Annotated in this window: 24 protein-coding genes and 1 other RNA gene; 13 read left to right on the top strand and 12 right to left on the bottom strand. The window is 65.8% G+C overall.

Going from position 1 to position 23,195, the window contains the following annotated elements:
* Nucleotides 1-663 (top strand): Hint domain-containing protein (locus B4L36_RS14895; protein ID WP_292958789.1); only part of this gene is annotated, 663 nt, incomplete at its 5' end.
* A gap of 55 nt (nt 664-718) precedes the next feature.
* Here the strand turns inward: B4L36_RS14895 and B4L36_RS14900 are convergent.
* From B4L36_RS14900 to ectA, 6 genes are all read right to left on the bottom strand, one after another.
* The gene (locus tag B4L36_RS14900; protein WP_292958791.1) at nt 719-1,213 is read right to left on the bottom strand and encodes an SspB family protein; all 495 of its coding nucleotides are present in this window, start codon (nt 1,211-1,213) and stop codon (nt 719-721) included.
* Between the two features lie 261 nt (nt 1,214-1,474).
* Nucleotides 1,475-1,829: a transfer-messenger RNA gene (gene ssrA / locus B4L36_RS14905) on the bottom strand.
* Nucleotides 1,830-2,162: 333 nt separating this feature from the next.
* A complete protein-coding gene (locus tag B4L36_RS14910) occupies nt 2,163-3,602 on the bottom strand; it encodes an aspartate kinase (protein ID WP_292958793.1) in 1,440 nt (479 codons plus the stop codon).
* 3 nt (nt 3,603-3,605) lie between these two features.
* Complete coding sequence (locus B4L36_RS14915) at nt 3,606-3,998, bottom strand: ectoine synthase (protein WP_292958795.1); 393 nt, start codon at nt 3,996-3,998, stop codon at nt 3,606-3,608.
* Nucleotides 3,999-4,003: 5 nt separating this feature from the next.
* A complete protein-coding gene (gene ectB / locus B4L36_RS14920) occupies nt 4,004-5,290 on the bottom strand; it encodes a diaminobutyrate--2-oxoglutarate transaminase (protein WP_292958797.1) in 1,287 nt (428 codons plus the stop codon).
* Nucleotides 5,291-5,346: 56 nt separating this feature from the next.
* Nucleotides 5,347-5,889, bottom strand: a complete 543-nt coding sequence (gene ectA, locus B4L36_RS14925) for a diaminobutyrate acetyltransferase (RefSeq protein WP_292958799.1) — start codon at nt 5,887-5,889, stop codon at nt 5,347-5,349.
* 221 nt (nt 5,890-6,110) lie between these two features.
* Between ectA and B4L36_RS14930 the strand changes: the two genes are divergently transcribed.
* Nucleotides 6,111-6,611: a MarR family winged helix-turn-helix transcriptional regulator gene (locus B4L36_RS14930; RefSeq protein ID WP_292958801.1), complete on the top strand. Its 501-nt coding sequence runs from the start codon at nt 6,111-6,113 to the stop codon at nt 6,609-6,611.
* A gap of 3 nt (nt 6,612-6,614) precedes the next feature.
* On the opposite strand, the gene gndA is transcribed toward B4L36_RS14930, so the two are convergent.
* Nucleotides 6,615-8,012 carry an NADP-dependent phosphogluconate dehydrogenase gene (gndA, locus tag B4L36_RS14935; RefSeq protein WP_292958803.1) on the bottom strand — a complete coding sequence of 466 codons (1,398 nt, stop codon included), beginning with the start codon at nt 8,010-8,012 and terminating at the stop codon, nt 6,615-6,617.
* Nucleotides 8,013-8,142: 130 nt separating this feature from the next.
* Between gndA and B4L36_RS14940 the strand changes: the two genes are divergently transcribed.
* The 3 genes from B4L36_RS14940 to B4L36_RS14950 are packed head-to-tail and all read left to right on the top strand — an operon-like array spanning nt 8,143 to nt 11,260.
* Complete coding sequence (locus B4L36_RS14940; protein WP_292958804.1) at nt 8,143-8,595, top strand: MarR family winged helix-turn-helix transcriptional regulator; 453 nt, start codon at nt 8,143-8,145, stop codon at nt 8,593-8,595.
* A complete protein-coding gene (locus B4L36_RS14945; protein ID WP_292958805.1) occupies nt 8,592-9,719 on the top strand; it encodes an HlyD family secretion protein in 1,128 nt (375 codons plus the stop codon). The genes B4L36_RS14940 and B4L36_RS14945 overlap by 4 nt, the downstream gene beginning before the upstream one ends.
* A complete protein-coding gene (locus B4L36_RS14950) occupies nt 9,716-11,260 on the top strand; it encodes a DHA2 family efflux MFS transporter permease subunit (RefSeq protein ID WP_292958806.1) in 1,545 nt (514 codons plus the stop codon). Before B4L36_RS14945 ends, B4L36_RS14950 begins: the two co-directional genes overlap by 4 nt.
* 15 nt (nt 11,261-11,275) lie before the next feature.
* On the opposite strand, the gene B4L36_RS14955 is transcribed toward B4L36_RS14950, so the two are convergent.
* Genes B4L36_RS14955 through B4L36_RS14965 form a run of 3 tightly spaced genes read right to left on the bottom strand, consistent with a single transcriptional unit; the run spans nt 11,276 to nt 13,467 of the window.
* Nucleotides 11,276-12,262 carry a methyltetrahydrofolate cobalamin methyltransferase gene (locus B4L36_RS14955; protein WP_292958807.1) on the bottom strand — a complete coding sequence of 329 codons (987 nt, stop codon included), beginning with the start codon at nt 12,260-12,262 and terminating at the stop codon, nt 11,276-11,278.
* A gap of 12 nt (nt 12,263-12,274) precedes the next feature.
* The gene (locus tag B4L36_RS14960; RefSeq protein ID WP_292958809.1) at nt 12,275-13,156 is read right to left on the bottom strand and encodes a methylenetetrahydrofolate reductase; all 882 of its coding nucleotides are present in this window, start codon (nt 13,154-13,156) and stop codon (nt 12,275-12,277) included.
* 29 nt (nt 13,157-13,185) lie between these two features.
* A complete protein-coding gene (locus B4L36_RS14965) occupies nt 13,186-13,467 on the bottom strand; it encodes a virulence factor (protein ID WP_292958846.1) in 282 nt (93 codons plus the stop codon).
* A gap of 199 nt (nt 13,468-13,666) precedes the next feature.
* On the opposite strand from B4L36_RS14965, the gene B4L36_RS14970 reads away from it, so the two are divergent.
* Together B4L36_RS14970 and B4L36_RS14975 are read left to right on the top strand one after the other, a co-directional pair.
* Nucleotides 13,667-14,788, top strand: a complete 1,122-nt coding sequence (locus tag B4L36_RS14970; protein WP_292958811.1) for a Ppx/GppA phosphatase family protein — start codon at nt 13,667-13,669, stop codon at nt 14,786-14,788.
* Nucleotides 14,788-15,549: an RlmE family RNA methyltransferase gene (locus tag B4L36_RS14975; protein WP_292958813.1), complete on the top strand. Its 762-nt coding sequence runs from the start codon at nt 14,788-14,790 to the stop codon at nt 15,547-15,549. The genes B4L36_RS14970 and B4L36_RS14975 overlap by 1 nt, the downstream gene beginning before the upstream one ends.
* Here B4L36_RS14975 and B4L36_RS14980 read toward each other — a convergent pair.
* Nucleotides 15,537-16,481: a helix-turn-helix domain-containing protein gene (locus B4L36_RS14980; protein ID WP_292958814.1), complete on the bottom strand. Its 945-nt coding sequence runs from the start codon at nt 16,479-16,481 to the stop codon at nt 15,537-15,539. The genes B4L36_RS14975 and B4L36_RS14980 overlap by 13 nt on opposite strands.
* Before the next feature lie 91 nt (nt 16,482-16,572).
* Nucleotides 16,573-17,454 (bottom strand): tRNA (adenosine(37)-N6)-dimethylallyltransferase MiaA, encoded by an 882-nt coding sequence (gene miaA / locus B4L36_RS14985; RefSeq protein WP_292958816.1) that lies wholly within the window; start codon nt 17,452-17,454, stop codon nt 16,573-16,575.
* Between the two features lie 138 nt (nt 17,455-17,592).
* Here miaA and pyrH point away from each other — a divergent pair, with 138 nt between their 5' ends.
* The 6 genes from pyrH (at nt 17,593) to rseP (ending at nt 23,171) form a co-directional block, all read left to right on the top strand.
* The gene (gene pyrH / locus B4L36_RS14990) at nt 17,593-18,327 is read left to right on the top strand and encodes a UMP kinase (protein ID WP_292958818.1); all 735 of its coding nucleotides are present in this window, start codon (nt 17,593-17,595) and stop codon (nt 18,325-18,327) included.
* Nucleotides 18,328-18,525: 198 nt separating this feature from the next.
* Nucleotides 18,526-19,089: a ribosome recycling factor gene (gene frr, locus B4L36_RS14995; RefSeq protein ID WP_292958820.1), complete on the top strand. Its 564-nt coding sequence runs from the start codon at nt 18,526-18,528 to the stop codon at nt 19,087-19,089.
* 10 nt (nt 19,090-19,099) lie between these two features.
* The gene (uppS, locus tag B4L36_RS15000) at nt 19,100-19,834 is read left to right on the top strand and encodes a polyprenyl diphosphate synthase (RefSeq protein ID WP_292958822.1); all 735 of its coding nucleotides are present in this window, start codon (nt 19,100-19,102) and stop codon (nt 19,832-19,834) included.
* Nucleotides 19,831-20,682, top strand: a complete 852-nt coding sequence (locus B4L36_RS15005; RefSeq protein ID WP_292958824.1) for a phosphatidate cytidylyltransferase — start codon at nt 19,831-19,833, stop codon at nt 20,680-20,682. The genes uppS and B4L36_RS15005 overlap by 4 nt, the downstream gene beginning before the upstream one ends.
* Nucleotides 20,683-20,685: 3 nt before the next feature.
* Entirely contained in the window at nt 20,686-21,843 is a 1,158-nt protein-coding gene (dxr, locus tag B4L36_RS15010) for a 1-deoxy-D-xylulose-5-phosphate reductoisomerase (protein WP_292958826.1), read from the top strand.
* Nucleotides 21,840-23,171 carry an RIP metalloprotease RseP gene (rseP, locus tag B4L36_RS15015; protein WP_292958828.1) on the top strand — a complete coding sequence of 444 codons (1,332 nt, stop codon included), beginning with the start codon at nt 21,840-21,842 and terminating at the stop codon, nt 23,169-23,171. Before dxr ends, rseP begins: the two co-directional genes overlap by 4 nt.
* Nucleotides 23,172-23,195 lie beyond the last annotated feature (24 nt).

Raw genomic sequence — 23,195 nt, forward strand, 5'->3', positions numbered from 1 at the left:
ATCGCGACAACCGGGTTCGGCGCGGCTTTCGCCAATGTGCCGGTCGCGTGCTTCGCGCGTGGGACCATGATCCAGACCGCGACCGGGCCGGTCAGCGTCGAGAATCTGGGCATCGGCGATCGCGTTCTGACGGCCGAGGGTGATCTGAAGCCGATCATCTGGATCGGCAGCACCGTCAAATGCGCCGATGCGCTGGCCGCGGCACCGCATCTGCGTCCGATCAGGATTGCCGCGGGCGCCCTGGGCGCGGGCAAGCCCCATGCCGATCTGGTCGTGTCGCCCCAGCATCGGGTTCTGGTCCGGTCCCGGATCGCGCAGCGCATGTTCGGCACCGACGAGGTTCTGGTCGCCGCCAAGCAATTGCTGGAAGTTGACGGCATCGACCTCGCCGGCGACATGGCCGAGATGGAGTATTTCCACTTTCTGCTGGATTGCCATTCGATCGTCGTCTCGAACGGTGCCGAAACCGAAACGATGTTCACGGGCCCCGAGGCGCTGAAATCGGTGGGACGCCAGGCACGGCGCGAAATTCTGGACCTGTTCCCCGAACTTGCGGATGCGGATTATCGCCCGGTCCCGGCGCGTGAACTGGCGCCGGGTCGCAAGGCCCGCCAGCTTGCATCGCGCCACGCCCGCAACGGATCAGCCCTGATCGAACAGTAAAGCATGGTCGGGGCGGGCCTGGGCCCGCCTTGCCGCTGCGCGCGGCGCAAGCGGTCTATTTGCGCCAGCGGTCCAGTTGCACGACCTCGCCGCCGCCCGGCGGAACATCATCCGGGCCATCGTCGCTGCTGTCTGCGACGTCCAGATCGAATTCGGCGCCGGCTTCTTCATCCTCATCTTCGTCCTCGTCGCCGTCCTGCGTTTCGAATCGCAGGCCGAATTCGACCGAGGGATCGACGAAGGTGCGCAGGGCGTCGAAGGGGACGCGCATCGGTTCGGGCGAATTGCCGAAATTGAGCGTGATGGTGAACCCCTGGTCATCGACGGTCAGATTGTCGAACCAGTGCTGGATGACGATGGTCATTTCTTCGGGATACCGTTCCCGCAGCCAATCGGCCATCTCGACGCCTTCGTCGCGGGTGTCGAAGGTGATGAAGAAGTGATGCTCGCCCGGCAGACCATTTTCCGCAACGCCTTCAAGGACGTCGGCAATCAGACCTTGCATCGCCCGATGCATCATGCCGCCATAATCGATCCCGGATCGTGCCATGCCGTCATCCTTTTGCTTGCGCGTCAGCATAGGCATATGGACGTCGATGAAAAGAGGGGGGCGCGACTTTCGTGAAAGGCCGTCGCCCCCACGGATGCGATCAGAACACGCCGAACAGATACAGGATCACGATGATCACGACCGGCACGCCCAGCCACCACGCGACAAGCCCCTTCATGGAAAATCTCCTTTTCCGGATGTCTTGGCAAACGTGATGGATTACGCGGCAGTTCCGCGCGGACAGGCTGATGAAAGGGTGAAGGTGCAGGATTCTGTTGCCAGGCTCCTGCGGGCCCCGCCTTACGCTGCTAGGCGGAAGGGCTTAGGTTTCGATCTCTCGAACTGCTTACGCAGCCAGAGCGACCGGAGCACGGTTGTCGTTGGCAACTGTACATTTTGCACCGATAACGGTGGTGGCTCACCGGGACAAAGCATAACCCCTTTAGACGTTCGTCGATCCTGTTTCGGCCCCATGTTCCCCCAACGAGGGTTTTTGGTGGAGCCGCCGGGTACCGCCCCCGGGTCCGATCCGCGTATTACGAGCGCGTTTATGTCCATAGTCCGGCTTGCACCGGACATCATGAATATAGGCAGGCGGCCCCGTCTTCGCAACCGCAACCATGGTGGGATTCAGGCGAAACCTTCCGATCGCGGCAGGCCCGATCCGGCCAAGCGTGGATGACGAGATCCGGCAGGTTTCGAACCTGTCCCGGATGATCTTGCCGCTCGCAGATGTCATCGCCGCATTGTCGCCTCCGGGCAGGCGCGCGCCCGGCGATCCGATCGGCGCCGGCTCGGCAGACGGGACGGGCGGCCGTCGCGGGCCGGCCTGATAGTCATCAGGATCGTCGAAACCGGCGGCCAGGCGGATCGCGCCGCCAGTCCTTCGCAGACAGCGAAAAGGCCCCCTTCGCCGGGGCCTTTTGCTGGTCATCTTCGCTATCGGTACTCAGGCCGCGCGTCGACTGGTTTTGCGGTCGCCCTGGACAAGGGCGCCGTGCAGCGACCTGATGACGGACTTCATCTGATCGCGTTCGACGATGAACTGCACATCCACCTGACGCGGCCCCTGCGTGGCGCCGATCGCCTCCAGCCCGTTCTCGGCCAGAGCGTTCAGCCCACGGCTGAGCACCGAAAGGCCATCCATGTCGCGCCCGACCGCTGCGACCATCGAGATCGCGCGCGAGGAGATTTCGGCCGAAGGATATTTCTCGGCCAGATCCTTCTCGACCCGGCGCAGCACCTTGAGGCTGCTGTCCACGTAATGCGTGATCGTGTTGGCGTTCGACACCTTGGACACGATGCGCACGCTGTGGCGCGTCAGCGTGTCGATGATCGCCGCGTCATAGCCCTTGACCCCGACCATGTCCTGTTCGAACAATTCGAAGGCGAAAAGATCCAGCCCGGTGACGATTTCGACCGCCGCTTCCTCGGCAGGCTGGTCGTCGATCAGCGTTCCGGGATCCTCGGGCTCGAATGCATTGGTCACGCGCAGCGGCACGCCGGATTGACGCAGGGTCTTGGCGGCCTTCGGATGGATCGCCTCCATCCCGAGGTTGGAAAGCTGGTCGGCGACATCGTAATTGGTCCGGCCCAGCTTGCGCACGGCATCGGGTCCGACCAGATTCGGATCGGCCGAGGACAGGTGGAATTCCTTGTGGATGATCGCCTCGCGCGCGCCGGTCAGCGCCGCCAGCCGCGAGAAGGTCACTTCCGAATAGCCGCGGTCGAATTCGTGCATCAGCCCTTCGGCGCATTGCGCATAGCCGGTGACGACGGGCATCTCGGATGCCGGATCGACACCGTTCATCGCACCCTGGATGCGTTCGTCCAGCGAAACCTCGCCTTCGTCACGCCAGCCCGACAGATCGACGAAGCGGGCGTTCACGCCAGCGCGTCGCAGCATCAGCGTGGTGGCGTAGGCCGAATGCGATTCGCCCAGGCCGGACAGCAGTTCACGGATCTGCAGCATGTGCTGGGACAGGCGGAAATGGCCATAGGAACACAGGCGTTGCAGGTCGATCAGGCAGTTGCGGGCGCCCAGGATCCGTTCGCGCACGAAAGTGTCGGCGCTTTCGATATCGGCGGGGTGATCCAGCACCTTGTTGTGGGCCGCGATCATCCGGGTTTCGACCCGGTCCAGCGCGTCGTGCCAGCCATAGCCGCTGTCGGATTGCGCGAACGAGGCGTAGACGCCGGATTCGCCCGATTTCTTGTGTTCCAGCAGCAGGTCGGTAATGCCGCCAAAGGCGGAGACGACGAAGATGCGGTTATAGAGATCGGCGCCCGAGCGACTGCCGATCAGCAGCGTGTCGCGCAATTCGTTCACCCGCGACATGGTCGTGCCGCCGATCTTTTCGACCGTATGATGGTTCGGGGTGCTGTTCATGGCTCAGGCCGTTTCTTCCACCGGGGCGTAGGATCCATCCTCGCGATGGACTTCGGTTCCGGTGACGGGCGGATTGAAGCAGCAGGCCATGACCAGTTCTTCCTCGGCCCGAAGGGTGTGCCGGTCATGCAGGTTCAGCGCATACATGACGCCGGGCCTGATCTCGTGTGTCTCGCCCGTGCCCAGGTCGGTGATCGACCCGCGACCGGACATGCAATAGACGCTTTCGAAATGGTGCTTGTAGTGGAAGGTGTGTTCCGACCCTGCCTCCAGAGTGGTGATGTGGAAGGAAAAGCCCATTCCGTCATCGGCCAGAAGCATCCTCACCGAATTCCAGCGCGCGTCGCTGACCGAACGGTCGGTGTCTTTCAGCTTGTTGAAATCGCGAACAATCATGTCTTCTACTCCGCAGCGATCCTGGTGGTGTCGAGGGTGTCGTGCGCTGCCTGCAGCAGGATGTCGAAACCCTTTTCGAATGTGTCGGCGGGCGTGGTCAGAGGGGCCAGCACCTTGACGACCTGTCCGTCGCTGCCCGAGGTCTCGATCACAAGGCCCATCTCATAGGCGCGGCCACAGATCTTTCCGGCCAGATCACCCGTTCCGACATCGACACCGCGCATCAGCCCGCGACCCTTCAGGAAGGCGCCGGGAACCAGGTCCGCCAGTTCGGTCAGACGGCGTTCGATCAGTGCGGCCTTGTCGGCCAGTTCCGTCTGGAAGGCATCATCCGACCAGAATTTCTCGATCGCGACGCGGGCCGTCACGAAAGCATGGGTGTTGCCCCGGAAGGTGCCGTTATGTTCGGCGGGGCCGAAGATGTCATGTTCGGGACGAACCAGAACCAGCGCCAGCGGCAGGCCGAAGCCCGAAATCGACTTGGCCATGGTGACGATATCCGGCGTGACATCCATCTTTTCGAACGAAAAGAACGTCCCCGAACGGCCACAGCCTGCCTGGATGTCGTCGATGATCAACAATGCGCCGTGTTTTCTGGCGACCTCCGCCACGTCGCGAACGAAGTCGGCCGATGCGGCGTTCAGGCCACCTTCGCCCTGGATCGTTTCCAGCATGATCGCGGCCGGCGCGTCGATTCCGCCCGAGGCGTCGGACAGCATCTGATCCAGCAAAGCGGCTCCGTCGATGCCCTTGGCAAACCCGTCATAGGGCATCCGTGTCACGCCCTGTGTGTCCATCGCGGCGCCGCCGCGGTGATAACTGTTGCCCGTCGCGGCCAGCGCGCCCATGGTCACGCCGTGAAAGCCGTTGGTGAAGGCAATGATGTTGGTGCGCCCGGTCTTCTTGCGGGCGATTTTCATCGCTGCCTCGACGGCGTTGGCGCCGGTCGGGCCCGTGAACATCACCCGGTGATCCATGCCGCGCGGCGACAGGATGTGGCGATCCAGCGCGTCGAGAAAGCGCGCCTTGGTGTCGGTATGCAGGTCCAGACCGTGTGCAATCCCGTCGCCGGCGATGTGGTCGATCAGCGCGGCCTTCATGTCGGGATCATTGTGGCCGTAGTTCAGCGACGAGCAGCCGGCGAGAAAGTCGATATATTCCGCGCCCTCGGCATCTTTCAGGATCGAGCCGCTGGCCGATGTGAAGACCGCGGGGATGCTGCGGCAATAGGACCGCGCTTCGCTTTCGCGTCGGGTGAAGATGTCGGTTTGGATTTGAATGTCTTTCGGCATGACGTGTCCTTTCGCACCTCGGTGCGTCGGTGAAAATCTGGTTCGGATGGCGGCCTTCAGGCGGCGCTGGAGACGTCGCCTTCGTCGGGAAGCGTGATCGTGACCATGTGTTCGGTCGCGTGCTGACCGTCAAAGTGATCGTCGCGCTTGTAATGCGCCTCGTCCGACAGATCGCCGCCCATGCGGCGGGCAAAGCTGCGAAACAGCGCCCAGGACGCCTCGTTGTCCCGGGTGATCGTGGTGTTCAACTGCGACGCCTCGGCGCAGGCGTCGCGGCCGATCAGGTGTTCCAGCATCCGCCGGCCGAGGCCCAGCCCGCGCGCCTTTGGGCTGACCGCCACCTGCCACACGAACAGGGCATCCTCGTTGGGGATCATGTGCCCCGAGACCCAGCCCACGATGTCACCCTCCATTTCGGCGACGACGCAGGTGTCGCGGAAATGTTCGGCCTGCACGATGTTGCAATACATCGAATTCTGATCCAGCGGCTTGCACGCGCGGATCAGTTCCCAGATGGCCGAACCGTCGGTGCTTTCCGGCTTGCGCAGCGTCAGCGTCCGACGGCGGGGGGGTTCGATGTTCAACACGTCCTTGGGCATCTGATCTGTCCTCATTTGCTTTGACAGTCTAACTAGTAAAACCGCCTTCCGGTTGCAACATCTAAGGGAAAATTTGGGCGAAAACAGCTAAATAGCTATAATTCAATGGCTTTCGGGGAGGTTATGCCGCGAGACATGCAAAAATGCGCTTAGTCAAGTAAAATATTTTACGCCGACACTTGCCGATTGCGCCGGATCGGGCCTTCCGGCATGATCCTGCCATGAGCCAGGCCGACCCTCATCGCGTTGACGAGGCGCTGATCGCGCTGCGCCGCATTTTGCGTGCAACGCAGCTGCATGAGCGGGAACTGGCCCATGCCGCGGGCCTGACCCCGGCCAAGCTGCGGGTTCTGCAGATCCTCGAAGGACGAGAGGGCGGCAGCGCCACACCGACGGCTCTGGCCGGACAGATGGGGGTCAGCCAGGCGACGGTCACGACGCTGGTCGATCAGCTCGAACGGCGCGGCCATGCCGGGCGGCATCGGTCGCACAGCGACCGCCGGCAGACCAATGTGGTGATCACCGAACGGGGTCGGCAGGCATTGCAGACTGCCCCCGATGCGCTGCAACAGCATTTCGTGCGCAGCTTCGCGCAAATGGCCGATTGGGAACAGGCGATGCTGATTGCCAACCTGGAACGCGCCGCCGCGATGCTGAACGCGGATGGTTTCGACGCCTCGCCGGTCCTGGCGACCGGCGAGATCCATATCGTCCCGCGCTAGGGTTTACGCGCCCCAAGGACCGTGCTTGTCGTCGATCCCGTCCACACGCTCGAATCCGTGGGCGCCGAAGAAATCGCGCTGCGCCTGGATCATGTTGGCGGTGCCGCGCGCGGTGCGCATCATGTCGAACCAGATCAGACCGGCCGACAGGGCGGGCAGGGCATGGCCCGCGCCGACACCCTGGGTCACGACCTGACGCAAGGCCGGCAGACCGTCCGCGACCAGCCGGGCGAAATCGGGGGCAAGGACCAGATTGCGGCCGGGATCCTCGCTCAGCGCCTTTGCCATGTCGTTCAGCATCGCGGACCGGATGATGCAGCCGGCCCGCCAGACCCGCGCGATCTGCGGCAGTTCCAGCGTCCAGCCGAATTTGCCCGAAGCCGCCGCCAGCATCGAAAAGCCCTGCGCATAGCACAGGATCTTGCCGGCGATCAGTGCCTTTTCCAGCGTCTCGGGCGCGATCCGGCAGGGCTGGGGCGCGGCGCCGAATCGGTCCTGCCAGCTGCGCCGTTCCTCCAGCCGGGCCGAAACATTGCGCGCCATCACCGCCGCCTCGATCACCGGAATCGGTGCCGCCAGATGCTGGGCTTCGATGGCGGTCCAGCGACCGGTGCCCTTCTGGCCGGCGCGGTCCAGGATCATGTCGATGACCGGCTTGCCGGTATGGCTGTCTGCGGCCGCCGTGACCCTGGCGGAAATCTCGACGAGGTAGGATTGCAGGACGCCCTTGTCCCAGCCCGCGAAGATCCCCGAGATCGCGGCGGCATCCATTCCCATCCCGTCGCGCATGATGCCATAGATCTCGGCGATCATCTGCATGTCGGCATATTCGATGCCGTTATGGACCATCTTGACGAAATGGCCCGCCCCGGCATCGCCCATCCGCGCGGCGCAGGGGGTGCCGTCTTCCGCCTTGGCGCTGATGGCGGTCAGGATCGGGGCCACGCGGTCCCAGTCGGCCTGGGTGCCACCGCCCATGATCGAGGGGCCGTGCCGGGCGCCTTCCTCGCCGCCCGATACGCCCATGCCGAGAAAATGGAAGGGCAGGCCGGCGGCAGCGCGGCGGTCGGTGTCGCGGAAATCGGCATTGCCGGCGTCGATGACCAGATCCTCGGCGTCCAGCAAAGGGCTCAGCGCCTCAAGCTGATCGTCCACCGGCTGACCGGCCGGCACCATCAGGATGATGGCCCGCGGCGGCTGGATGGCGGCCACCAGCTGGGCCAGGGTTTCGGTCGCAATCACCCGGTCCGCCAACGCGGCCGCTTCGGCCTTGAAACGGTGCGTGACGCTGGTCGTGCGGTTCCAGACGGCGATGGGAAAGCCCTTCTCGGCGATGTTCAGCGCCAGGGCCGCGCCCATGGTGCCCAAGCCGATCAATCCGATTTGTGCCTTGTCCGTCATGGCGAAAGCCTCCGATTCCGATGGTTCCGCAAGCCATAATCCGCGCGGCGGCGGAAGTCACGCGACCGCGCTTTTGCAGAACGTGCATTTTTTCCTTTTCTTTATACGAACACTTATTATATGTGCCCGTATGAAAACGCAAAGCGAGTCGTTCGAGGCCAAGAAGCGCTGCGGTCTGCTGTTGCAGGAGGCCGCAGCCCTGCTGCGCCGCGAATTCGAGCATGCGGCCGGCCCCGAGGGGCTGACGCTGACCCAGTGGCGGGTCATGGGCCAGCTTGCGCAGCACCCGGACGGGCTGCGGCAGGCGGCGCTTGGCAAGGCGATCAATGCCTCGGCGATGACGGTCAGCGATGTGGCCGAACGGCTGGAGGGCGCGGGCTTCATCCGTCGCGAACCCGATCCCGGCGACAGCCGCGCCAAGCTTGTGCGCGTGACGCCGCAGGGCGCGGTTTTGCTGGACCGGATGCGCGAGACGGCTTCGGGCATCCTGGGGCGGGCGCTGGCCGGGCTGGCCGAGGATGACAGGACAATGCTGGCCGATCTGCTTGGGCAGGTCATCGCGAACCTTCAGGATCGGCCGTGACGGAAAGGGCGAACGGGATGAATGCCGAGACGGGAAAGATGAAGGATGCCGAGGCCTTGCCCGCAAGTGCGGCGGTCGCGGCGCAGGCCGCGCCTGTGCCGAAAAGGCGCAAGGGGCGGCGGCGGATGCTGATGGCTGCGGTGCCTCTGGCGCTGGTGCTGGCCGGGGGCGGTTACTGGCTGACGGGCGGGCGCTACGTGACGACCGACAATGCCTATGTGCATCAGCCGATGATTCCGGTCTCGGCCGATGTCAGCGGTCGCATCACCGAGGTTGATGTGACCGAAAACCAGCAGATCGCGGCCGGCGCGCCGATCTTCCGGCTGGATCCCGAACCTTACCGGATCGCGGTGGCACAGGCCGAGGCGGCGCTGGCGTCGGCGCGGCTGGCCGTCGAACAGCAGCGCGCCGCCTATGCCACGGCCGAGGCGCAGCTCGAGGCGGCCCGGAGTATCCTCGAGGTGCAGAATCGTGAACAGGAACGCCGGCAGGCGCTGGTCAAGCGGGGCGTCAATTCCGCCGCTTCGCTGGATGACGCGACCGTGGCCACGCGCAATGCCAGCAACGATGTCGCCATCGCCCGGCGTCAGCGCGATGCGGCGGCGGCGGCCCTGGGCGGCGATCCGACGGCACAGACCGACGATCTGCCCGCCGTTCGCGCCGCCATCGCGCGACTGGACGCGGCCCGTCGCGACCTGGCCAAGACCCGGATCGACGCGCCGGTTTCCGGCACCGTGGCCCAGGTCGGCAGCCTGAATGTCGGCCAGTTCGTGCAGGCCGGATCGGGGATCGCCACCCTGGTCGATGCCAACGACACCTGGATCGAGGCGAATTTCAAGGAGACCCAGCTTCAGGGGATCCGGACCGGTCAGCCCGTCTCGGTCGAACTCGATGCCTATCCCGATCTGGAATTGCGCGGCAAGGTGGGCAGCATCGGCGCCGCGACCGGATCGCAGTTCTCGCTGATCCCGGCGCAGAATGCGACCGGCAACTGGGTCAAGGTGGTTCAGCGTCTGCCCGTGCGCATCCAGCTTGACGGCGCGCCTGCGGGCGTTCTGCGCAACGGCTTTTCGGCCCGGGTCTCTATCGATACCGGCAAGAGCCGCCTGGACCAGCTGAGATGAGCGCCGCGCCCGTCCTGTCCGCACCCAACCTGCGCGTGGCGGCGCCGGGCTGGCTGACGGCCGCGATCATCATCGCGACCGTGATGCAGGTGCTGGACACCACCATCGCCAATGTCGCGCTGCCGCACATGGCGGCCAGTCTGGGCGCCACGCAGGAGGAAAGCACCTGGGTGCTGACCTCTTATATCGTGGCCGCTGCCATCGCCACGCCGCTGACCGGCTGGGCCGCCGACCGGTTCGGCCGGCGCATGGTTTTCGCCGCCGCCATCGCGGGCTTCGTCCTGACCTCGGTTGCCTGCGGATTGTCGACCAGCCTGCCCGAGATGGTGCTTTTCCGCGTTCTGCAAGGCATCACCGGAGCGGTTCTGATCCCGCTGGCGCAGTCGGTGCTGCTGGACATCAACCCGCGCGAGAAGATCGGGCAGGCGATGGCGATCTACGGCGCGGGGATCATGGTCGGCCCGATCATCGGTCCGACGCTGGGCGGCTGGCTCACCGAAGTCTTCAACTGGCGCTATGTCTTCTTTGTCAACCTGCCGGTGGGCCTGATCGCGCTGACCGGGGTGCTGATCTTCATGCCGCGCGAGGAAACCCGCGCCCGCCGCTTCGACGTGTTCGGCTTCGCGATGCTGGCTCTGGCGGTCGGCGCCTTGCAGATGCTGCTGGATCGCGGGCAATCGGTGGACTGGTTCCAGTCGGCCGAGATCTGGCTTTACCTGGCGCTGGCGATCTCGGGGCTGTGGGTCTTTGTGATCCATTGCCTGACCGCCGAGGATCCCTTCATCAATCTGGGCATGTTCCGCGACCGCAATCTTGTCATGGGGCTGATCTTCATCTTCGTGATCGGGATGACGCTGTTTTCCGGTCTCGCGCTGCTGCCGCCGCTGCTGCAAAAGCTGATGGGCTATCCGGTGATCTCGACCGGCCTGGTCATGGCCCCGCGAGGCGTCGGCACGATGCTGTCCATGGTGCTGGTGGGACGCCTGGTGGCGCGATACGACGCCCGCCTGCTGGTGGTCTTCGGCCTCGCCATGACGGCGCTGTCGCTGTACATGATGACCGGCTTCGAGACACAGATGAACGCGCGCCCGATCATCCTGTCGGGGATCCTGCAAGGCTTCGGGCTGGGCTTTGTCTTCGTGCCGCTGTCCACGCTGACCTTCGCCACGATCGCCGCCAGGTTCCGGGGCGACGCGACCTCGATGTTCAGCCTTGTGCGCAATGTCGGGTCGGGCGTCGGGATATCGCTGGTCACGACGGTTCTGGCGCGGATGAGCGTGATCAACCACGAGGAAATCGCCAGCAGCCTGACGGCCGGGTCGCCGCAGGTCCGCCTGCAGCTTGCGGGGCTGTTGTCGGGCAATCCGTTGACAGCCAGCATCGCCGACATGCTGGTCAGCCAACAGGCCGCGATGATCGCCTATATCGACAACTTCATGCTGATGATGCTGCTGACCGTGGTGGTGTTTCCGATCGTGCTGCTGCTGCGAAAGCCCGGACAGGCCCCCAGGGGCGCGGCCGAGCCGGTGCATATGGAGTGATCGGCCGCGGCGCGGTCAGCCCCGCGCCCGGCGCCCGCCGCGACGGCTGCCGCTGGTACCGGTGCCGGCGGCGGCCTTGCTGGCTTCGGCATAGGTCGCGCCGGCCCCGACCGCCTCGATCACGCGGGCAAAGCGGATCCATTCGCCTCCATTGGGATCGTGGTTCATCAGCATGTTGGCGGCGCGGATCGCCTCCATCTCGACCATGCGGACCGGGTTCATGATGGCGCTGGTCATGCCCGCGCCGATGGCCATCGGCAGGAAGGCCGCGTTGACGCCGTGGCGGTGGGGCAGGCCGAAGCTGATATTGCTGGCCCCGCAGGTGGTGTTCACGCCAAGCTCGTCGCGCAGGCGGCGGATCAGGGCGAAGACCTGTCGGCCGGCCGTCGCCATCGCGCCGATCGGCATGACCAGAGGATCGACGACGATGTCATGGGCCGGGATGCCGAAATCGGCGGCGCGCTCGACGATCTTTCTGGCCACGGCGAAGCGCACCTCGGGGTCTTCGCTGATGCCGGTATCGTCGTTGCTGATCGCCACGACGGGCACGTTGTATTGCTTGACCAGCGGCAGGACCAGTTCCAGACGTTCCTCTTCGCCGGTCACGCTGTTCAGCAGCGGGCGGCCGTTGCAGGTCTCCAACCCCGCCTTCAGCGCGCCGGGAACCGAGCTGTCGATGCACAAGGGCACATCGACCAGCGCCTGAACGCGCGCGATCAGTTCGGGCATCAGCACCGGTTCCACGAAATTGTTGTCGGCATAGCGCGGGTCTTCGGCCATCCTGTTGGTGAAGACCGCGCCGGAATTCACATCCAGCACCATCGCCCCGCAGGCCACCTGTTCCAGCGCGTCTCGTTCCACGGTCGAGAAATCGCCCGCCTCCAGTTCCGCCGCCAGCTTCTTGCGGCCGGTCGGGTTGATGCGTTCGCCGATCACGCAGAACGGCTCGTCAAAGCCGATGATGACGGTCTTGGTGGCGGATTCCAGAACGGTGCGGGTCATGGGCGTGCCTTCCTATTCGCCGCGGGCGCGCGACAGCCAGTCGGTCGAGGCGGCGATGCCACCCAGCGGGAAGACATGCGCGGCAGCGATGGGAAAGTCGGGATCGTCCTGCCTGGCGCGGGCAAGAGCGCCGACGAAATCGGTCGGCTCATAGGGAAGCAGCAGCTTGGTCACGTCGCGGGCGCGGCGCTGAAGAACCCGCAGGCTGGGGCCGACGCCGCACATGATGGCGAATTTCAGCATGGTCTGCAGTTTGGCCGGGCCGGCGACGCCGATGCGGATGGGCATGTCGATACCCGCCGCGCGAAGGCGTCCGGCCCAGTCGATGCAGGGCTGCGCCTCGAAGGCGAACTGGGTCACGATCTGCATGTCGGCATCGGTGCGGGCGGCGAAATCGGCTTTCCAGCGCAAAGCGCGCATCACTTCGGCCTCGCCGCCATCGGGGTCGATGTCGCGGTTGCCCTCGGGGTGGCCGGCGATGAACAAATGGCGGAAATCGCCGAAAAGGCCGGTCTCCAGCAATTGCATCGAATCGCGGAATTCTCCCTTCGGCGCAGACAGACCGCCGCCCAGCAGCAGCGCGCCCTCGGCGCCCGCATCGCGATAGCCGGCGACCCATTCGTTCAGCGCCGCGCGGCTGGGAACGATTCGGGCCGGGACATGCGGCACCGGCCGAAAGCCGTCGCGCGCCAGACGGGCGACGGTGGCCTGCATGTCGGCGGGCGCGGTGCCATCGATATGGGCCACGAAGACCAGCGTTCCGGCGGGCAGACGGTCGCGCAGATCGGAAACGCCCGCAGCAGTGCGTGGCATCACCTCGATCGAGGCGCCTTGCAGGAAGGCCGCCATCGGGGCCGCGCTGCGCGAAGGGGTCCGGAATTGCATCAGGGCCATCTTGTCCTGCCTCCTGCCAAAACGTGTCGTCAATCCTTGCGCCCGCCCGACGCGATCAGGTCGCGCAGACGGGCGGTGTCGTATTCCGTCTCGATCCGTGTCGCCAGCGCCTGCGCATCCTCGGCCTGAACCGTCTCGCGCCGCCATTCGCCCAGATAATCGTCGGTGCCCGAAAGCCCCGCCTTCATTGCCGCCCGGTCGATCGCCTGCTCGAACCGCTCGTCCAGCGTGATCCGAACCGCGCCCCGGCCCTTGCCTTGCAGCACCTGCGCGGGAATATCGCGCCACAGAACCAGCGTCACATCGGCCATCGTCGGCGTCCTCCGTCTCGCCCCCTCATAGCCACGGATCGCGCCGCCGCGCCGCGCATTTGCGACCATGGCGCGGGGGATTTGCGACCTGTGTCGCAAACTGGCGCCCGAAACGCCGCTCTCGCGTGGCGGCGCACCCTTGATCGCAGGCGGGCGGCAGGCTACCTTTCGGACAACTTGTCATCGGAGGGCGTGTGTCATGACGCCCAGGCGTCCTGCGGGTGCGGACGCGTTCCCGAAAAATACGGTCGAGCCGTCAGGCACCCGACAACCCGAGGAAGGGGCACTGTATGCTGCCCTCGACCTCGGCACAAATTCGTGCCGGATGCTGATTGCGCGACCGCGCGGCAGTCAGTTTCAGGTCATCGACAGCTTTTCCAAGCCGGTTCAGCTTGGTCTGGGGCTGGAGGCTTCGGGGCGGCTGTCCCGCGGTTCGATGGCGCGCACCGTTCACGCCCTGCAGGTATGCCGGCGCAAGCTGGATCAGCATCGGGTTCGCAACATGCGCCTGGTCGCGACCGAGGCCTGCCGGCGCGCGCGCAACAGCCGCGATTTCCTGCGCAGCATCCGCCGCGAGACCGGCCTGCCGGTCGAGATCATCGATGCCGAGGAAGAGGCCCGGCTGGCGGTGATTTCCTGCGCGCCGCTGGTCAGCCAGAAGACCGAGACGCTGATGGTCGTCGATATCGGCGGCGGCTCGACCGAACTGGTCTGGATCGATCTGGAAGATGTCGAGCCCAAGGAACGGCCGCGCGCGATCATGCGGCTGTCGGAAGGTTTCGCCAAGCCGCAGCCGGGCGGCGCGCGGGTGGTGGACTGGATCAGCGTGCCGTTGGGCGTGGCCACGCTGCGCGACCAGTTCGCCGATGTCGAAGACGATCAGGGCCGCTTCGCGCTGATGAGCTGGTATTTCGAGGAAATGCTGGCCGATTTCGCCCCCTATGCGGATGGCTCGCCCGAGGAGGGTTTCCAGATCATCGGCACCTCGGGGACGGTGACGACGGTGGCGGCGTCCTTTCTGGGGCTCAGACGCTATGACCGGACCAAGGTGGACGGGCTGGAAATGAGCAGCGCCCAGATCGACAAGGTGATCCATTCCTATCTGACGCTTGGTCCCGAAGGGCGGCGGGCCGATCCGCGTATCGGCCGTGAACGCCATGCGCTGATCATGTCGGGGGTGGCGATTCTTCAGACGCTGATGCGGGTCTGGCCCACCGACAAGCTGTCGGTCGCCGATCGCGGGCTGCGGGAAGGGTTGCTTTATGCCCAGATGGTGCGCGATGGGGTGCTGACGCCGGATGGGCTGAACGGAGTGGCATGATGGCGAAAGAACCCGGCAGCCGCGCGGGCAAGACCAGCGGACGCGGCCAGCGCGACCTCAAGGTGCGGGTCAAGACCGCCAAGGGGCGCAAGCTGTCTTCGAAATTGTGGCTGGAACGGCAGCTGAACGACCCTTATGTGGCCCGCGCCAGGCGCGATGGCTTTCGCGGGCGGGCGGCCTACAAGATCCTGGAACTGGACGACAAGTATCGGTTTCTGCTGCCCGGCGCACGGGTGGTCGATCTGGGCTGCGCACCCGGCGGCTGGTGTCAGGTCGCGGTGGACCGGGTGAACGCCCTGGGCGACCAATCGGGCAAGGCCGTGGGGCGCGTCATCGGCATCGATCTGCAAGAGGTCGATACCATCGCCGGGGCCGAGATTCATCAGCTCGATTTCCTGTCGGACGGCGCCGACGACAAGGTCAAGCACTGGCTGGGCGGGTCCGCCGATGTGGTCATGTCCGACATGGCGGCCTCTGCGTCGGGGCACAAGGGCACCGATCATCTGCGCATCGTCGCGCTGGTGGAAGCCGCCGCGCAACTGGCGCTGGACATCCTTGAACCCGGCGGAACCTTCGTGGCCAAGGTGCTGGCAGGCGGTGCGGAATCCGAAATGCAGGCTTTGCTGAAGCGCAGCTTTTCCAAGGTCGCCAACGTCAAGCCGCCGGCCAGCCGCAGTGATTCATCCGAGAAATTCGTGGTCGCGACCGGCTTTCGCGGCCGGGGCGGGGAAAATGCCGAAAGCGGCGATCAGCCGGACTGAGCGCGGAAGATTTCGGGCGTGCGGCCGGTTGCGGCGACGCAGGCGCGGGCGAAATGGGCATGGCTGACATAGCCCAGGCGCTCGGCGATCCGGACCGGGCTTTCCTGGCCGTCGCGCAAGGCCTGGAACGCGCGCTCCAGCCGCAGGCGGTTGACAAAGTCGATGGCGCGACAGCCCTGCGTCGCCTGGCAGGCCCGATCCAGTGCTCCGGTGCTGCAATGCAGATCGCGCGCAAGCTCGGCGATGGTGGACTGGTCGCTGCCCATCCGGCTCAGCACCAGGTCCCGGAAACGGGCGATCAGCGACATGTCGGGCCGCGAGCATGCAAGCGCATCGGCGTGGCTGTCGCGTCTGACCCGAGGCGGTAGCCCGGCGATGCAGCGTGCCAGCAGCCCGACCCCGCCGGCATCGGGGCCGGTCGCGGCGGCGAGGTCGCGCAGAATGGTCAGCAATCGTGGCCCCTCCAGGGCGATCTCGGTGGCCAGCGTCGCCGTGGGCAGGCAGGGCCAGGCCAGTTCGGCAAGGCCGCGCGGAAGGATGGCGACATGACCCTGGTCGTCCGGGCCGGGCAGGGCCGCGAAGGCGGTTCCGGCGGGGATATAGTGCAGATCGCCCGCCCCAAGCGTCTGGTCCCGTGCCGGAAAGCGCAGCCGCACCCGTCCCGACATCACCCACAGGATCACGTGATCGCTGCGGATCTGCGGGCGCGGCGGGGTGCCATCGCTGCCCCAGACGAAGCTGGCCAGCGGCAGCAGTTTCAGCGGGCGATGCGCGGCCGGCCGGCGCCCGGCCTGCCATCCCCCCTGCCGCCGGCGCCGGGGGGCATCGGAATCCTCGATCGGTGCAGGCGTGGCGGGAAACGCCGCGACGCCTTTGAAGCCGGGGGACGTGAAGGGAAAGCGAACCGTTTCGCCGGCTTGGGACAGATTCACCGACAGACCTCACCAAGAGTAAACAACCATAGGTAGAATGGCCTGTTTTCGTGGCGTTTTCAATCCTCGGTTCGATACAATTCAAGCGATATCAAGGGGATTCTCCGGCGGGCCACGGTTGCCAGTCATGCATTCGACTGCGAAACCAGATGCGCTGCGACTTGGCATATTGGCGGGTGGCGATCACCGCGCGCTGCACGGCCTCGGCCCGATCGGTTTCGCCGCGCAGGCTGGCCGCCAGTTCCGGCGCGCCGATGGCGCGGGCCCATTGCCGGGACATGTCCCACAGCGGCAGCATGGCGCGCACCTCGTCCAGGGCACCCTGTTCCATCATCAGATCGAAGCGCCGCGCGATCCGGTCCGCCAGCCAGTCGCGATCGGCGGTGACGACAAGGCGCTGGCTGCGCGCGGGCGTGATCAGGGGCGGCGGCGTATCGGCCTGCCATTCCGCAAGCCCGCGACCGGTCGCGCGCCAGACCTCCCAGGCGCGCTGGACACGGGCCGGATTGCGCAGGTCGATCCGGTCGCGGGTCCGCGCATCCAGCCCCGCGATCATCCGCGCAAGTCCTTCCTTGCCTGCCACCAGGGCATCGCCCTCGAACCTGATTTCAGGCGGGACGGGGGGCACATAGGCCAGACCCCGCGTCAGGGCCGTCAGGTAAAGCCCGGTTCCGCCGACGACGATCAGCCTTCGGTCCGTCAGCCGGCCGACATCCTTCAGCCAGTCGCCGACCGAATAGCTGCGATCCGGTGTGACATGACCATAAAGCGCATGGAGTGCCGCGGCCTCGTCGGCGGCCGAGGGGCGCGCCGTCAGAACGCGCCAGCAGGACCAGACCTGCATCGCATCCGCATTGACGATCAGCCCGCCCTGCCGCTCGGCCACCTGCAGCGCAAGCGCGGATTTGCCGCTGGCGGTCGGCCCCGCGATCAGCAGGTGGCGCTCGGCGTCGATCTGATCAAGGCGGGACATCGCCGGGCGGTCCTTGGCCGGTTGAACACGCCCGCCTTTTGCGACATTTTGCGCGGCGATGAAAGCGACCCGCCCCATCAGCCCCATTATCGGCCGCGCTATCAGCCCAGTAGCAGCCGCATTCAGGAAGGATCGGACATGACCGAAGAGAAGGGCGCAGCGCCCGCGCAGTATGGCCGCGTGATGCTGAAGATCTCGGGCGAGGCGCTGATGGGCGACCAGGGCTTCGGTCTGAACCCGCCGACCGTCGCGCGTATCGCCAACGAGGTCGAATCGGTTCAGAAGATGGGCGTCGAGGTCTGCATGGTCATCGGCGGCGGCAACATCTTCCGCGGCCTGCAAGGCAGCGCGCAGGGGATGGAGCGGACGACCGCCGATTACATGGGGATGCTGGCCACGGTGATGAATGCGCTGGCCATGCAATCGGCGCTGGAAGCCAAGGGCCTGCATTGCCGCGTCATCAGCGCCATCCGCATGGACGAAGTCTGCGAACCCTATATCCGCAGGCGTGCCATCCGACATCTGGAAAAGGGCCGCGTCGTGATCTTTGCCGCCGGCACCGGCAATCCCTATTTCACCACCGACACCGCCGCGACCCTGCGCGCCAACGAGATGAATTGCGAGGCGATCTTCAAGGGCACCAAGGTGGATGGCGTCTATGACAAGGATCCGAAGAAATTCCCCGATGCCAAACGCTATGGCGAGGTCAGCTACGACGAGGTGCTGCAAAAGCATCTGGGCGTGATGGATGCCTCGGCCATCGCGCTGGCCCGCGACAACCGGCTGCCGATCGTCGTCTTCTCGCTGGACGAGCCTGGTGGCTTCAGGGCGATCCTGGAAGGTCGCGGCACCTATACCCGCGTTCATAGCTGACCCCCCGGCATGTGGATCGCGGCGATGTGCAATTTCCCCTGAGCCGCGATCCGGCGGCGGCCGGCGGCGGGGTCGAAAAGGTCGCCCGCGGGCTGGCCGGTCGCCGGCGCGATGCCGCCTGACCTTCGGGCAAATGCTTTGCCAAGGCCCGGCAATGCGGTTACAAGCGGTGAAAATTCTACGCAGAGGCAGTGCCACATGGCAGAGGATATCGAAATCGACATCGACGACCTGGAACGGAGGATGAAGGGCGCGATGGATTCGCTGCGCCACGAATTCGGCAGCCTGCGGACCGGTCGCGCCTCGGCTTCGATGGTCGAGCCGGTGCAGGTCGAGGCTTATGGCCAGATGACGCCGATCAACCAGCTTGGCACCGTCAACGTCCCCGAGCCGCGGATGGTCACCATCAACATCTGGGACAAGTCGATGGTCGGCAAGGCCGAAAAGGCGATCCGCGAAAGCGGTCTCGGCATCAATCCCCAGACCAACGGCACGATCATCATGCTGCCGATCCCGGAACTGAACGAGGAGCGGCGCAGGGAACTGACCAAGGTCGCGGCGCAATATGCCGAACACGCGCGCGTCGCGATCCGCAACGTGCGCCGCGACGGCATGGATCAGGTCAAGAAGGGCAAGGCCGAGGGAATGCCCGAGGATGATCAGAAGTTCTGGGAAACCGCGGTGCAGGAGCTGACCGACAAGATGATCGGCCAGGTGGACGAGGCGCTGGAGGCCAAGCAGGCCGAGATCATGCAGGTCTGAGGCACGGGACATGGCCGCGGATACAGCACAGGCATTGAACACGGGCGGATCCAGTCAGAGACCGCGTCACGTCGCCATCATCATGGACGGAAACGGCCGCTGGGCGACCGATCGCGGCTGGCCGCGCCTGGTCGGGCACCGGCGCGGGGCCGAGCGCGTCAAGCAAATCGTCCGCGCCTGCCCGGATCTGGGCGTGAACTGGCTGACCGTCTATGCCTTCTCGACCGAGAACTGGAAACGCTCGACCGAGGAGGTGCTGGGTCTGATGAAGATCTTCCGCCGCTATATCGAGCGTGAGGCCGAAGGCATGTCGGCCGAGGGCGTGCGGCTGCGCTTCATCGGCGGCCGGGATCGGCTGGACGGCAAGTTGCAGGCGCTGATGTCCTCGATCGAGGCACGGACGGCGGGCAACACGCGGCTGAACCTGACCGTGGCGATCAATTACGGGGGGCGCGACGAATTGCTGCGCGCGGCCACCAAGCTGGCCTGCAAGGTTGCCCAGGGCGAGGTCGCCGAGCCGACGGAAAACGATCTTCATGCCTGTCTGGACACGGCCGGCCATCCCGATCCCGATCTGGTCATCCGCACCAGTGGCGAGACGCGGACCTCGAATTTCCTGCCATGGCAGGCAGCCTATTCGGAATATGAATTCACGCCGACATTGTGGCCCGATTTCTCGCCCGACCATCTGGCCGCGATTCTGGACCGGTTCGGCCTGCGCGACCGCCGTTTCGGGGGCGTATGAGTCCGGGCGCGGGGACAAGGCCCGGGCTGCCCGCCGCGAAGGGCAAATGGGCTGACCTGTCGCGCCGTATCGCCTCGACCGCTGTGCTGCTGGGGATCGGCGTGATGTTGGCCGTGGCGCAGGGTGTCTGGTTGCGGCTGGGCATGTCACTGATCTCGGCCATCACGTTCTGGGAACTGGCGGCGATGACGGGCTGGCGCCACCCCGAGATGCACCTGACCGCCTTCGGCCGCTGGCGCCCCGTGTCGCTGGCGGTGATCGCCGGGCTGGCCCAGTTCATCGCCCTTGTTGCCTTTTCCCCCTTCGCATCGCTGGCCTTGCTGCTGCCTCTTCTTGCCGGGCTTCCCGGCGCCGCGCGTCGCGACCGGCCGACCTATGCGATCTTCGGCATCGCGATCCTGCTGGTGGCCTATGGTCTGGTCTCGTTCCGCGAGGAATTCGGTCTGGGATTCGTGATGTGGCTGATGGGCATCGTGATCGTTTCGGACACGGCGGGTTATTTTTTCGGCCGCATTCTGGGCGGGCCGAAATTCTGGCCGTCTCTGAGCCCGAAGAAAACCTGGTCGGGCACGATCGCGGGCTGGATCGGCGCGGTCGTTCTGGGTGCGCTGATCTGGCTTTCGGGGCGCGGCGACGCGACCTTGCTATGGGTTTCTCCGCTGGTCTGTTTCGCCGGGCAAATGGGCGATATCGCCGAAAGCTGGCTGAAGCGACGCGCCGGGGTCAAGGACAGTTCGAACCTGATTCCGGGTCACGGCGGCTTCATGGATCGTTTCGACGCAGTGACAGGCGCGGTTCTGGCGGCCATGCTGATCGGGCTTCTGAACAGCCTGCCGGCGGTGACCTGACCCATGCGACGCATTTCGATCTTCGGGGCGACCGGCTCGGTCGGCTGCAACGGTGTTGATCTGATCCGGCGCGCCGGCGGGGCCGAGGCCTATCACGTCGTCGCGCTGACCGGCGGGCGCAACATCGCGCGCCTCGCGCGCATGGCGCGCGAGTTGCGGGCCGAGATCGCCGTGACCGCGCACGAGGATCTGCTGGACGATCTGCGCGACGCGCTTGCGGGCAGCGGGATTCAGACGGCGGCGGGCGCGCGGGCGCTGGCCGAGGCCGCCGCGCGCCCCGCCGACTGGATCCTGTCGGCGATCATCGGCGCGGCCGGGCTGGTGCCGGGCCTGACGGCATTGGCTCAGGGCGGGATTCTGGCCCTGGCCAACAAGGAATCGCTGGTTTGTGCCGGCCCGCTGATCCACCGCACGGCGACCCGAAGCGGAGCGAGAATCCTGCCGGTCGATTCCGAACATTCTGCCATTTTTCAGGCTCTTGGATCGGAAAACCTTGAGCATGTCGAGGTTGTGACCATCACCGCCTCGGGCGGCGCCTTCCGGGACTGGCCACTGGAACGGCTGGCGGCCGCGACGGTGGCTCAGGCCTCGACCCATCCCAATTGGGCCATGGGCCAGCGGATCACCATCGACAGCGCAAGCATGTTCAACAAGGCGATGGAAGTCATAGAGGCGAAAGAATTTTTCGGTCTTGGACCAGATCGGATCAAGGTGCTGGTCCATCCGGAATCGATCGTTCACGCCATGGTCAGCCATGTCGATGGCGGCACGATCGCGCATCTGGGGGCGCCCGACATGCGACACGCGATCGGCTATGCGCTGAACTGGCCCGACCGTGCACCGCTGCCGGTTGCCGCGCTGGATCTGGCGCGGATCGGAAGCCTGACCTTCCGCGAACCCGACGAGACGCGCTGGCCCGCGCTGCGCCTGGCGCGCGAGGTGATGTCGGCGGGCGGTATGGCGGGGGCGGTGTTCAATGCCGCCAAGGAGCAGGCGCTGGACGATTTCATCGCCGGGCGCATCGGATTCACGCAAATGGCGCCTCGCGTGGAAATGACCTTGGAGGCGCTGTCGGGGCGCGCCGGTTTCGGCGATGATGCCGCCGATCTGGAAACGGTCCTCGACTGGGACCGCGAGGCAAGAGGAAGGGCCGCCGCATGACCGATCTGATCCCCTTATTCGGGGGCACCTTGTGGACGCTGGCGGCTTTCGTGGTCGCACTGGTGGTGATCGTGACGGTCCATGAATACGGCCATTACATCATCGGCCGGCTGTCGGGAATCAGGGCCGAGGTCTTTTCGGTCGGCTTCGGACCGCGCCTGATCGCGCGCCGGGATCGTCACGGCACCGTCTGGCAGGTCGCGGCGATTCCGCTGGGAGGCTATGTCCGCTTTCTGGGCGACGAGAATGCGGCCAGCGCCGGTTCCGGGTCGCGGGTCGATCCGGCCTTGCGGCGGCAGACGCTGTCGGGTGCGCCGCTCTGGGCGCGGTTTTCGACGCTTCTGGCCGGACCGGTCTTCAACTTTGTCCTGTCGATCCTGATCTTCGGCGGATTCGCGCTGTTTCAGGGCCTGCCTGCCGATCGGGTCGAGGTCGGTGCCGTCAGCGAGGTGCCGCCGGGCGTGATGAACGGCTTGCGCCCCGGCGACCGCATCGTCGCCCTGGGTGGCCAGCCGGTCGAGACCTGGGCCGATCTGGGCCAGGCGGCGCAGGACCTGCCCATCGCGCCGCAGCAGGACTGGACCGTGATCCGCGACGGCGCCGAGGTGACGGTGACCGGCCCGGATCCGATGCCGGCGCGGATCAGCGGCGTCGCCCCGCGCGGCGCCGCAGCCGATGCCGGGCTGATGGCCGGTGACGTGGTGATCAGCATCGAGGGCAAGCCGATCACCCGCTTTACCCAGATGCGCGAGGCGGTCGAGGCTGCCGAGGGCGATCCGATCCAGTTGCAGGTCTGGCGGTCCGGCCAGGGCACCGCCAGCTATACGCTGATTCCGCGGATGCAGGATCTGCCCTCTGCGGGCGGCGGATACGAACGGCGCTGGTTGATCGGCGTCACCGGTGGCGGCGGTTTCTTCGAACCAGCGATGCGTCGCGCGGGCCCGCTGGAATCGCTGTGGCTGGGGGTGATGCAGACCTGGGGGATCATCGTGTCATCGCTGGCGGGGCTGTGGGCGATGATCTCGGGCCAGATCGGCGGCTGCAATCTGGGCGGCGCGATCAGCATCGCCGAAAGCACCGGCCAGGCGGCCAGCGCCGGCGGCGCCAGTTTCCTGTGGTGGATCGCGGTCCTGTCGGCGGCGATCGGGTTTCTGAACCTGCTGCCGATCCCGGTCCTGGATGGCGGGCACCTGATGTTCTATGCGTGGGAGGCCCTCACCGGACGCCCACCCTCGGACCGGGCGCTGAACCTGCTGACGGCGGCGGGCATGGCGGCGGTGCTGGCGCTGATGATTTTCGGCCTCACGAACGATCTTTTCTGCCCCTAGGGCGCGATGCGCTTTTGACAGGGC

This window comes from Paracoccus sp. UBA889 (assembly GCA_002294185.1).
Lineage (GTDB): Bacteria > Pseudomonadota > Alphaproteobacteria > Rhodobacterales > Rhodobacteraceae > Paracoccus.